Annotated in this window: 10 protein-coding genes; 6 read left to right on the forward strand and 4 right to left on the reverse strand. The window is 67.6% G+C overall.

Annotation, left to right across the window (positions count from 1 at the left end; all coding sequences use genetic code 11):
• The 5 genes from J7528_RS03315 to J7528_RS03335 form a co-directional block, all read left to right on the forward strand.
• On the forward strand, positions 1-2130 hold a 2130-nt coding region (locus J7528_RS03315), incomplete at its 5' end, for a hypothetical protein (protein ID WP_291871330.1).
• A gap of 128 nt (positions 2131-2258) precedes the next feature.
• Positions 2259-5123, forward strand: a complete 2865-nt coding sequence (locus tag J7528_RS03320) for a hypothetical protein (protein WP_291871332.1) — start codon at positions 2259-2261, stop codon at positions 5121-5123.
• Between the two features lie 86 nt (positions 5124-5209).
• Positions 5210-5560, forward strand: a complete 351-nt coding sequence (locus tag J7528_RS03325; RefSeq protein ID WP_291871335.1) for a metalloregulator ArsR/SmtB family transcription factor — start codon at positions 5210-5212, stop codon at positions 5558-5560.
• Positions 5557-6015 carry an SRPBCC domain-containing protein gene (locus J7528_RS03330; RefSeq protein WP_291871337.1) on the forward strand — a complete coding sequence of 153 codons (459 nt, stop codon included), beginning with the start codon at positions 5557-5559 and terminating at the stop codon, positions 6013-6015. Before J7528_RS03325 ends, J7528_RS03330 begins: the two co-directional genes overlap by 4 nt.
• Positions 6012-6674, forward strand: a complete 663-nt coding sequence (locus tag J7528_RS03335) for a glutathione S-transferase family protein (RefSeq protein WP_291871338.1) — start codon at positions 6012-6014, stop codon at positions 6672-6674. The genes J7528_RS03330 and J7528_RS03335 overlap by 4 nt, the downstream gene beginning before the upstream one ends.
• On the opposite strand, the gene J7528_RS03340 is transcribed toward J7528_RS03335, so the two are convergent.
• Positions 6634-7824 carry a patatin-like phospholipase family protein gene (locus J7528_RS03340; RefSeq protein WP_291871341.1) on the reverse strand — a complete coding sequence of 397 codons (1191 nt, stop codon included), beginning with the start codon at positions 7822-7824 and terminating at the stop codon, positions 6634-6636. The genes J7528_RS03335 and J7528_RS03340 overlap by 41 nt on opposite strands.
• 342 nt (positions 7825-8166) lie before the next feature.
• The gene (locus J7528_RS03345) at positions 8167-8376 is read right to left on the reverse strand and encodes a cold-shock protein (protein ID WP_291871344.1); all 210 of its coding nucleotides are present in this window, start codon (positions 8374-8376) and stop codon (positions 8167-8169) included.
• 345 nt (positions 8377-8721) lie between these two features.
• On the opposite strand from J7528_RS03345, the gene J7528_RS03350 reads away from it, so the two are divergent.
• Positions 8722-8886, forward strand: a complete 165-nt coding sequence (locus tag J7528_RS03350; RefSeq protein ID WP_291871346.1) for a hypothetical protein — start codon at positions 8722-8724, stop codon at positions 8884-8886.
• 168 nt (positions 8887-9054) lie between these two features.
• Here J7528_RS03350 and J7528_RS03355 read toward each other — a convergent pair whose 3' ends face one another.
• Positions 9055-10836 (reverse strand): SLC13 family permease, encoded by a 1782-nt coding sequence (locus J7528_RS03355; RefSeq protein ID WP_291871348.1) that lies wholly within the window; start codon positions 10834-10836, stop codon positions 9055-9057.
• A 221-nt stretch (positions 10837-11057) separates the two neighbouring features.
• Positions 11058-11675 carry a CDP-diacylglycerol--glycerol-3-phosphate 3-phosphatidyltransferase gene (pgsA, locus tag J7528_RS03360; protein ID WP_291871350.1) on the reverse strand — a complete coding sequence of 206 codons (618 nt, stop codon included), beginning with the start codon at positions 11673-11675 and terminating at the stop codon, positions 11058-11060.
• Between the last annotated feature and the right edge of the window lie 90 nt (positions 11676-11765).

Raw genomic sequence — 11765 nt, forward strand, 5'->3', positions numbered from 1 at the left:
GGCGTCTATGCGGACACCAGCGGCTGGACGGACGTGACCAAGCTGACCGTCACCGACAAGGAGTCGACGCAGATCACGGCCGGCGCGGCCCAGGACGTCACGATCACCAACACCGACCAGGGCGGCTTCACCTTCATCGCCGACGGCGGCCACGACGTGACCGTATCGATCGCCAACAGCGGCGGCACGGTCCGCGTCGGCACGAACGCCGCCCCGACCGGCGCCCTGGTCTTCACGCGAGCCAGCACCGGCCCGGGCGTGCTCAACATCGTCGCCGGGACCTCGGCCGACATCACCCTGACCGCCACCAATGCGGTGAACAGCACCCTGTCGGGCGGCACGGCGGTCATCGACGGCACGGCCCTGACCACGGCGATCAAGGTCAAGGGCTCGCAAGCCATCACCGCCGACGCCAACACGGCCGGGCATACCGGCGACAATTTCACCATCAACAGCAATGCGGGCGCGATCACGACGCTGGAGGCCGACGGCTTCAACAGCGTCAACTTCTTCGGCAGCGCGGTGACCACGCTGAAGATCGCGCACGGCGCGCTCTTCAGCATCAACAACAGCGCCGGGCCGTCGGCCGCCACGACCCTGACCGCGACGGTCGACGCCTTCATCGGCGACTTCTCGGACCAGGCCGTCTACCAGACTCTGAACATCAACCGGGAAGGCGGCGCCTCGACCCTGGATATGCGCATGAACGCCCTGAAGACGCTGACGATCGGCGGCTCCAGCGCGCTGACGCTGTATATCGAGACGAACGCCACAAACCTGGAGACGATCACCGTGACCGGCGCGGGCGCCTTCGACGCCGGCGATCTCACCAGCTTCTCCAACCTGACCACGCTGAGCGCCGGGACGGCCACCGGCGCGATCACCGCCAAGGTCGATGGCGGCGTCACGGCTGTCAGCACGGGTTCGGCCGCCGACGTGCTCACCGTAACCGGCGCATCGATCAGCAAGTCCATCGCGACCGGCGACGGCGACGACACGGTGACCCTGAGCAACGCCGCCACGATCGGCGCGACGATCGACGGCGGGGCCGGCAGCCACGACGTCCTGAAGCTCTCCGCCGCCGCCGCCGCGTCGGCCTTCGCGACCACCTACGTCACGGGCTTCGAGGTGCTGGATATCGGCTCTCTGGGCAGCCGCGTCATCGACGTTTCGGCCCTGGGCGGCGCCAGCCTGATCAAGGCCAAGGACAGCGGGACCATCACCGGCCTGGCCAGCGGCGCCACTGTGGAGATCGACGGCGAGGCGAACTTCACGCTGGGCGGCGACTTCACCAGCGTGAACGACAGCCTGACCCTGAACTACACCGGCCCCGCGCCCAGCACCGGCGTGTTCCTGGGCGCCGTCTACAGCACAGCCGTCGAGACCATGAACATCCACATGGACCAGACCGGCTGGGTTCCCGGCGCCTATGCGGCGATGGAGTGGCGCGACGCCTCCGCGACCGTGGTGAACCTGACGGGCGCCGGCTACATGTACGTTGAAGCCTTGGTCAGCGACAACCTGAGCAAGGTCGACGCCAGCAGCTTCGACGGCGATGTCTTCTTCTACCAGTGGGGCAATCTGGCCACCACCGCCAACGTCACGGTCACGGGCGCGGCGCACCACGACAACATCTTCTATTTCCGCGGGCGGGGCGCCGTCACCTATACCGGCGGCGACGCCACGGACGTGGTCGCCGTCGGCGGCGGCGCGAACGTGATCGATGTCGGGACGGGCGACGACGTCGTGTTCCTCAGAGCGGTCAACAGCGCCACCCGCTTCACCACGGTCACGGGGCTGGGCGACCCGGGCGATCGCCTAGGCTTGGAGTTCAGCGGCTTCACCGGCGCCGTCACCCAAGTGACCGGCCACACGACCCTGATCGACTATCTGAACGCGAGCTCGGCCAGCACGACCGCCGGGGGGGCGGACGTCGTGCACTGGTTCGAGCTAGGCGCAGACGCCTATGTCGTCTGGGATTTCAGCAACAGCGCCACGTACGACGAAAACAACGGCGCCGTGGTCAAGCTGGTGGGCATGGCCGGCCACTTCAGCGGCCCCCTGAACACGGTCGCGACCTACGAAACCTTTGGCTTACGCAACTACATCGGCCGCATGATCGAGTTCTAACGCCGCGCCCCATCCCCAAAGCACACGAAAGTCGACTACCGAACTTTTCGCCGATTCAGCTACAAGGGCCTCAGTGATGATTCGACACTAGGAGTGTCATAATAGCCTATACGCTGAAGCAGCTCGTCATGGCCTGGACGGCGGCGCACGGCGGGGTCGAACCCGACGCCCAGACCCTCTCCACCTTGCAGATCATGACCAATGCGTCGTTCAGCGACCAGGATCGGATCGGCTTCATCCTGAACAGCGTCGACGGCGGCACGTCGCTGGCGGTGCTCAGCTACCAGTTCTTCACCGGCAAGAGCCCGACCCAGGACGGCCTGGCGTACCTGCTGGGCTCGACCGCCAATCCCAACGGCCTGAACGACGCCTACTACGCCCAGTTCAACACCGAGAACCGCTACATCAACTTCTCCGCCAACCTCGGCGTGGAGGGCGAAGGCGCGGCGGCCTTCGCGGGCAAGTACGGCGCGCTGAGCTTTTCCGACTACGTGGCGTCGATCTACGAGACCATCATCGGCCACGCCTACGCCACGGCCGCCGGCATCGACGCGGCCAAGGCCATCGCCGACATCGTCTCCCGCCAGGACGCCCTGCTGGCCACGGCCAAGAGCGCCGGCATGATCACCGACGGCATGAGCCAGGCCCAGATCGACCTGGCCCTGAAGGCGGCCGCCGCAGGCTACCTGCTGGGCGAGGCCATCAAGGCCGATGTCGGCCTGTACGCCGCCGCGGCCAACAACTTCCTGCTGGGGGTCATCAAGGGCGACGCGGTCTACAACACCGACATCACCACGACCTACAAGCCGGTGGAGGGCTCGGGCTCCAGCGGAACGGGCCAGCCCGTGATCACCCCGCCGCCGCCCGACACCGTCGTCGGCTACGAGCCCCCGCCGCCGCCTCCGCCCGAACCGGAGCCCGAGCCGGATCCCGCCCCGGTCTCCCAGGCCTTCAGCCTGACCACGGGAACGGACGACTTCACCGGCCAGGGCGCGGACGACACCTTCACCGGCACGGTCGGCGCTTCCGGAACGCTGAACGCTGGCGACAAGCTGGACGGCGCGGGCGGCGTCGATACCCTGAGGGCCGTCAGCGGCGCGACGGCGACCTTCGCGATGTCGGGGCCCACGATCAGCAACATCGAGCGCCTGCAGGCGATCGTCGGCTCCGGCACGTTCACCCTGAACATGGCCGGCGCCGCGGCCTTCACCGAGGTCGTCAACAGCGACTCGGCCGGCAACATCGTGTTCCAGAACCTGGAGCACATTGCCAAGATGGCCGTCGCCAATGTCGGGTCCGGCCGGGTCACGACCTTTAACTACGCCGCCGGCGCCCTGACCGGGACGGCCGACGTCGCCGAACTGAGCCTGACCAATGTCACCAGCAACGCCACGATCTTCCTGACCGCCGCGTCGCCCGCCACAAATATGTTCGAGACGCTGAACATCGCCTCGAACGGAACGGCCAACGCCTTTGTCCTGTCGACCGACAGCGCCCAGACCAGCCTGGCGACGATCAACATCACCGGCGCCGCGCCACTGACCCTGAGCGTCGCCAGCTCGACGGAAAAGGTAAGGACCGTCGCCACCATAGACGCCAGCGCGACCACCGGCGGCGTCACGATCGGCAGCACGTCGTTTACGCTCGGCGCGGCCGACCAGACGATCAAGCTGGGGTCAGGCGACGACGTCGTCTATTTCGGCGCCAACCTGACCAGCGCCGACACCGTCGACGGCGGTGCGGGCTACGACGTGCTGAGCGTGTCCGGCTCCGTGACCTCCCGCACCGCCCTGACCAATGTCAGCAACATCGAGGCCCTCCGTTTCAACATGGGCGCCGGCAGCGCCTTGACCCAGAACGCCAGCCTGCTGGCCGGGCACGGGCTGACCGAGTTGCAGATCGACGGCTCCAGCCTGACATCCGTCAGCCTCACCGGTATCGAAATCGGCGAGACGATCACGCTGACGAGCAGCACGACGAAGACCACACTGTCGCTAGGCCTAGTCGGCGGCGGCAGCGGCGCATCCGATAGCCTGACTCTGAACTTCGCCAGCACGAGCGCGACGGCCTCGGTGGTGAACAAGCTCAACGGCATCGCGGGCCTGGAAACCCTCAACATCGTCACGGGCGGCGCCGCGGCCGGATACACGATCAGCACGAACGCCGTCACCGCCAAACAGGTGATCACAGGCGCCAAGCCCCTAGCCATGACCATGGACGCCAGCGCCGCCGCCGATATCGACGCCGGCGCCTTCACCGGCGCGCTGACGGTCACCATGGCCAGCAGCCAGTCCGACACGATCATCCTGGGCGCCGGGAGCGACACTGTGAACGCCAACAATGGGACGGACACCATCTATCTGGGACCGGCGAACGACACCTCCCATGCCTATCGCGGCGCGGACAAGATCTACACCGGCTCGACGAACGCCCGCGCCACGATCGTCTTCACCGACAACACCGAGACCGTCGGCGGCGGCGCCAGCACGTCCCTGGCTGGCGTCGTCGCCATCGCCTCCACCCCGACCGGCAATGGGAATATTGGCGTCACCCCCCTGCGGTTCAGCGCTGGCGACGATCATTTCTCGATCAACGGTGTCCACGGCCTGTCGAAGGGCTCGACCCTGGCGGGCCTGAACAGCGGCGACAGCATGGTGTTGCAGTCGATCAGCTCGACCGACGTCGCCACGGCCGCCACCACCAACGTCTCGTTCATCGGGCTCTCGACCGCCGCGGCCTTCCACACCGATATCAAGACCACCTTCGCCGACGCCATCGGCACGTCCAGCATCACCGGTCTGGCCGCCGGCGGCGCCTATCTGGTCGCGATGTACGACAGCACCAACCTCAGGACACTGGTGGGCCTGGTCCATGTCGGCGACGGCGACACCACGCTGTCGGCCGCCGACTTCACGGACACGGGCGTCGTGCTGATCGGGGTGTTCAACACGGCGTCGCTGATGACCGGCTTCTCCCTCCAGACCGCCATCTGATCCTCGATCAAGACCGGCAGAACACCGGTTGACAAACGCGCGCCTTCAATTTAACGATCTTGTTAATTAGCAAACTTGTTAAATAAATGACCGATCCCCTCTCCGTCACCTTCCAGGCCCTGGCCGACCCGACCCGCCGGGCGATCCTCGCCCGGCTGGCCAGCGGCGAGGCCACGGTCAACCAGCTGGCCGAGCCGTTCGACATCAGCCTGCCCGCCGTCTCGCGCCACTTGAAGGTGCTGGAGGGCGCGGGGCTGATCAGCCGCTCGCGCGAGGCGCAAGCTCGCCCCTGCAAGCTGGAACCGGAGGCCCTGCAACGGGCCTATGGCTGGATCGACTACTACCGCCGCTTCTGGGACCAGAGCTTCGACCGCATGGCCGACTATCTGGCGGAGCTGCAGGCCGAGGAAGCCAACTCAAAGGACACTTCCGAATGACCGACACTGTCGTGATCCAGGACGACGAGCTCCTGATCGAACGCATCTTCGACGCCCCGCGCGAGCTGGTGTTCCGCGTCTGGACCAAGCCCGAACACCTGATGAAATGGTGGGGCCCCAAGAGCTTCACCCCGCTGGCCATCGAGCAGGATTTCCGCGTCGGCGGGACCTATCACTACGGCATGCTCAGCGAGGAGGGCCGCGAGGTCTGGAAGTCGGGGGTCTACAAGGAGATCGTCCCGAACGAGCGCATCGTCATGACCTTCCGCTGGGACGATGGGGCCTTCGACGTCGATAACCTGGTCACCGTCACCTTCGTCACCATGGCCAGCGGCCGCACCCTGTTCCGCTTCCACCAGGCGCCGTTCAAGACGCTCGAGGCCCGCGACGCCCACATCGGCGGCTGGAGCAGCCTGTTCGAGAAAATGGCCGCCTATCTGGAGACCGCCCAATGAACGCGCTCGTTTCCGCCTATGCCTGGGTGCCCGGCATTGCCCGGGGCCATGTCCGCGACCTGCGGGTCCGCTGGGCGCTGGAAGAGGCCGACATGCCCTATGAGGCCGAGCTGATCCGCCTGGACGACAAGACCGCCTACCGCGCCAAGCAGCCGTTCGGCCAGGTCCCGGCCTATGTCGACGACGAGGTCGAGATGTTCGAGAGCGGCGCGATCGTGCTGCACCTGGCCGAGCGCCATGAGGCGCTGATGCCGCGCGACGCGGCGGGCCGGGCAAGGGTCCAGACCTGGATCTTCTGCGCGCTCAACACCATGGAGACCCCGATCGCCATGCTGGCCGAGCTGAACATCTTCTGCGCCGGCCAGGCCTGGACCGAGGAGGCTCGTCCGCGCGTCGAGGGCTGGGTGCGCATGCGGCTGGGCGAGCTGGAGACCCGGCTGGGCGACAAGGCCTATCTGGACGGCGACGCCTTCACGGCCGGCGACATCCTGATGGCCGACGTGCTGCGCATGATCCCCGAGCCGATGCTGGCGGAGTATCCCAAGCTGGCAGCCTATCTGGCGCGCTGCCTGGCGCGTCCGGGCTTCAAGAAGGCCCTGGACGCCCAGATGGCCGACTTCACCGGCTCGCCGCCGGCGGGCTGGACGGGGCCGCAATAACCGGCGGAGCCGCTTCGGGGATCGCCGGCTGCGCCCAGGCGATCTCCATCTCGGCCCGGCGCTTGCCAAGGTCGAACAGGGTCCGGCGGTTGTCGGCGCTGAAGTCCAGGCCCGAGGTGTCGACGGCCGCGTCGTCGGGAATGGCCGCATAGACCAGGCTGCCGCCGTTGCGCCGGGCGAAGGCGGCGCTGGCGGTCAGGTGGGTGCGCATCAGCGCCTTGCTCATGGTCAGCCACGAGCGGCCCACCACCGACAGGGTGCCGCCCTTGGTGAAGCCGAACGCCCCGCCGATCTTGCCGTTGACCAGCACCGTGATGTGGCCCGGCCGCGCCTCGCCGGCCTTGGGCGCGGTCCACAGCAACAGCGACTCCGGGGCCACGAAGAACGGGATCGTCACCCCGCCGTCGACATGCATTTCCGACAGCTTGCGTCCGGCGCCCTCGACCTCGATCAGGGTGGGCGGGAAGACGCCGGGGATGCTGGCCGAGGCCACCAGCACGTCCTGGAACAGCTTGCGCGAGGCCTCGTCGCCACGCGCGGCGATGGCGCCCATGTCCCAGATCACCGTCTCCTCGGTGTCGAGATTGGTGGTGGCGATCAGCAGCCGCCGGCCCTTGGCGTGCTCCATGGCGATCGCATACAGCATCGGCGCGTCGACATATTTGTCGACCAGGGCCCGCAGCGCCTTGGTGTCGTAGAAGCCGGGCCGGAACAGCAGGTCGATGCCGCGCTTCTCCAGGATCTTGTCGGCGGCCTTGCTGGTGTAGGCCTCGGTCAGGCGGCGGTCCCAGTCGGGGCCGAGGAAGGCGAAGGGCGCGGTCAGGGCGCCGGTCGAGACGCCCGTGACGATGTCGAACTCGGGTCGCTGGCCGGTCTTGGTCCAGCCCACCAGCACGCCGGCCCCGTAAGCCCCGTTCGAGCCGCCGCCCGAGATGGCCAGCACGTCGAAGGTCTTCTGGTTGGCGCGTCGGGTGCGAGCGGCCTCGGCGAAGCGGATGCCGGCCTCGGCGTCGCTGGCGTTGAAGCGGATATCGTTCAGCCCCTTGGGCGCCTCGGCCGCCAGGTCGCTGGCCGTGAACGCATCGCGCGGCAGGGAACCGCAGGCGGCCAGCGTGAAGGCGGCGAAGAGGATGGCGAGCAGCCGGGACATGGGGAATGGGAAAGCTGGACGGCGGGGCGGCGTCAAGGGTCGAGCGCTACGCCTTCCTAAAACCCTCTCTCATAGAGAGAGGGAGGGGCCCGCCGCGAAGCGGTGGGAGGGTGAGAGGTTACACCCTCACCGGACAGGACAGTGAGACGGATGACGGGAGTCGGCGGAAAGAACTCGGACTTACCGGCCACCGGCGAAACCTCTCACCCTCCCACGCCTACGGCGCGGGTCCCTCCCTCTCTCTATGAGAGAGGGTTTTCGGCTCAGGCCTCGCTCCAAACGAAAACAGGCCAGCGCGAGCGCTGGCCTGTTCGTAGAACCTGTCGGCTCGCCGCGGGTCGCTTAGACCGCTTGCAGCTGGCCGGCCGAGGTCTTGCCGCTGCGGCGGTCGACTTCCGGCTCGAACGAGATCTTTTGACCTTCGTTCAGCGAGCCGAGGCCAGCGCGTTCAACGGCCGAGATGTGGACGAAGATGTCGTTGCCGCCGTTGTCCGGCTGGATGAAGCCGAAGCCCTTGGTGGAATTGAACCACTTCACGGTGCCAGTAGCCATGGGGGAGTATCCTTAGTCACGGGTGTTCGCCGACCGAAAACGTCCCGATCAGCGATCAAATTTCGTTGGAAGTTCGGAAGGCGCGTCCGGCGCTCCACCACGGGAGCAAGGAATAGCAGGCCGAGCGGCAGCGAATTCGATGGGGCAATATCGCTGATTTTATTCCAAAAATCAAGGAAGGAATATTCGATCTACTTGAGGCGCAAGCCGCGCCTGGTATGGCGTTTCGAGCGTTGCCTTGTCTGGGCGAGATTTTTTCCTGTGATGTGAGACGCTTGATCGAAGAGGCTTGCGAGAGTCGCATTTGCAATTCATTCTCAGGATCATCATCGCGAGGAGACGACGATGGTTCTGCGGATGACCGGCGCCAGCTGGCTGGCCACGATGATGCGATCCGAACGCGAGGACGGCGAACGCCCGGCGCAGCCCCCGGCCTGGCTGCTGGACGGCGCGCCGGATCCGGAACTGGTCGAGGCGCTGGAGCGCCTGACGGCGAACGACGCGGTCTGAGAACGGCAAGCCTCAACTCTCCTCCCCCTCTTGGGGGAGGTGGCGCGCCCGCGAAGCGCGGCGTGACGGAGGGGGCTAGTCATGAGTCGGCCAGCGCTGGCCCCTCCACCGGCGTTCGCCGGTCCCCCTCCCCCAAAGGGGGAGGAGAGACAACATCCTGCGGCGGACTTAACGAGCAAACGGCCACACCCAGGCGATCAGCCACGGCGCGATCAGCAGGATCAGCGCGCTGAGCGGCGCGCCCAGCCTCGCGTAGTCGCCGAAGCGATAACCGCCCGGCCCCAGCACCAGCGTGTTGCACTGGTGGCCGACGGGCGTGAGGAAATCACACCCCGCCCCCACCGCCACGGCCATCAGGAACGGATCCGGCGACAGCCCCAGCCGCTGGGCCAGGCCCATGCCGATCGGGGCCGCGATCAGCACCGTGGCGGCGTTGTTCAGGAATGGCGTGGCGGCCATGGCCACGGCCATCATCGCCGTCAGGGTGGCGATCGGCGGCAGGCCATGGAACGCGCCCGACAGCCAGGCCGAGATCAGGTCGGCGCCGCCGGTCTTCTCGATCGTGTCGCTGACCGGGATCAGGGCCGCGACCAGCACCAGCACGGGCGCCTCCAGCGCCGCATAGGCCTCGCGCATGCGCAGCGCGCCCGTCGCCACGACCAGCACCGCCGCCCCGAAGAAGCCGGCCGCCACCGGGATCACCCCGGTCGCCACCAGGGCCATGGCCACGACCAGGATCGCCACCGGCAGGATGGCGTGGCGCACGCCGCCCAGCCGCACCTCGCGCTCGGCCAGCGGCAGCAGGCCTAAAGCTTGTAGAGCGCCCGGCAGCGACTGCTCGGCGCCTTGCAGCACGATGATGTCGCCGGCCTTCAGGCGGATCGTCGCCAGGCGGCCGGCCATGCGGTGGCCGCTGCGGCTGACGCCCAGCAGGTTGACGCCATGGGTGTCGGACAGGGTGACGCTGCGGGCCGACTTGCCGATCAGGTCGCTCTCGCCGCCGATCACCGCCTCGACCACGCGGACCTCCTCGGTCGGCTCGTTCATGACCAGCGGCCGGTCGGCGTCGCGCAGCTTCAGCTTGGCGGTGACGATCAGCTGGTTCAGCGCCTGCTGCTCGCCCTCCAGCAGGAGGACGTCGCCGGGATGGAGCTTGAGATTGGCGTGCGGCGCTTCCATCCGCTCGCGGCCGCGCAGGATGGCCACCAGCGACACGGCGCCCTCGCCGGCCTTCTTCAGGGCCGCGACGCTGCCGGTCTGGAAGGTCCAGCCCTCGGGGACCTCGACCTCGGTGACATAGGCGTTGGCCGCCAGGGCCGCGTCGACATCGATGGCCGCCTGGCGCTCCTTGGGCAGCAGGCGATAGGCGAAGGTCAGGTAGGTGATGGCGATCACCGTCAGAATGCCGCCGACCGGGAAGAAGTCGAACATCCGGAACGGCTGGCCCAGGGCCTCCTGGCGCACCTCCGAGACGATGATGTTGGGCGAGGTGCCGACCAGCACCGCCAGGCCGCCAACCAGCGAGCCGAATGCCATGGGCATCAGGATGCGGCCGGGCGGCACGCCGGTGCGGCGGGCGATCTGCAAGGCGCTGGGCATCATCAGGGCCAGGGCCCCGACGTTCTTGGTGGCCATCGACAGCACCGCCGTCGTCCCGGCCAGCACCGGCACCTGGGTGCGCTCGTCCTTCAATTTGGGCAGCAGCGGGGCCATCAGCAGGTCGACGACGCCCGAACGGGCGACGGCGGCCGACAGCACCAGGGCGCTGGCGATGATGATGACGATGTCGTTGGCGAAGCCGTCGAACGCGGCCTTCACCGGGATCAGCCCCATGGCCATGCCGGCGGCCAGGGCGCCCAGGGCGATCAGGTCATAGCGCCAACGGCCCCAGACGAAGGCGGCGATGGTCGTGGCGATCAGGCCGAAGGCGAGGCCTTGGTGGAGAGTCAAACGGTGGTTCCCCCGGGAAGCTGTGCTTGGGGGAACGGGGGATGACGCCAGAGGTTCAGAAAACTCTCCTCCCCCTCTTGGGGGAGGTGGCGCGCCCGCGTAGCGTGGCGTGACGGAGGGGGCTGGTCATGAGTCGGCCGGCGCAAGCCCCTCCACCGCCGTTCCGGCGGTCCCCCTCCCCCAAAGGGGGAGGAGAGATCACTGCATCGGCGGGCGGAGTTCTAAGTCAGCGCCTTCCGCGCCGCTTCCCAGTACTGCGCGCCCGTGATCAGCGTCACCAGCGTCGCGATCCACAGCAACGCATGCGCCACGACCGTAAACCCGCCCATCACCGCCGGCTCCGGCGGCAGGTTGAACGCGCCCCACGACGCCAAAATCAGCTCCGCCCCGATCGCCACCAGCTGCAGCGTGGTCTTCCACTTGGCCAGCAGGGTCACCGGCAGCTTGACGCCCTTGCCGGCCCCGACCTCGCGCAGGGCGCTGACGGTGAATTCGCGGAACAGGATCAGGCCCGCCGGCAGCACGACCATCGCATTGGGCCCCAGGGCCATCAGGCCCAGCAGGGCGCCGCAGACCAGGATCTTGTCGCCGATGGGATCCAGGATCGCGCCCCAGACGCTGACGGCGTCCAGCTTGCGCGCCAGCCAGCCGTCGAAGAAGTCGGTCACCGAGGCGACGACGAAGGCGTAGAACGCCCAGCGCTCCAGCCGCAGCTGGCTGTCGACCGAGATGCGGTCGCCGATGAACGGCACCGCGCCAGCGGCCACCGCCAGGGCGACGAACATGAACAGCGCCATCACGAGGCGCGAGCCGGTCAGGATGTTGGGCAGGTTCTTCATGACGAGGTTCATAACGCACAAAACCCCGATGCGGCTACGGCCACGCTCGTTAACCGAGCAACGGGTTTTTTAAGACGCCGGACGCGACTC

The organism is Caulobacter sp. (genome assembly GCF_017744445.1).
In the GTDB taxonomy this organism is placed as follows: Bacteria; Pseudomonadota; Alphaproteobacteria; order Caulobacterales; family Caulobacteraceae; genus Caulobacter.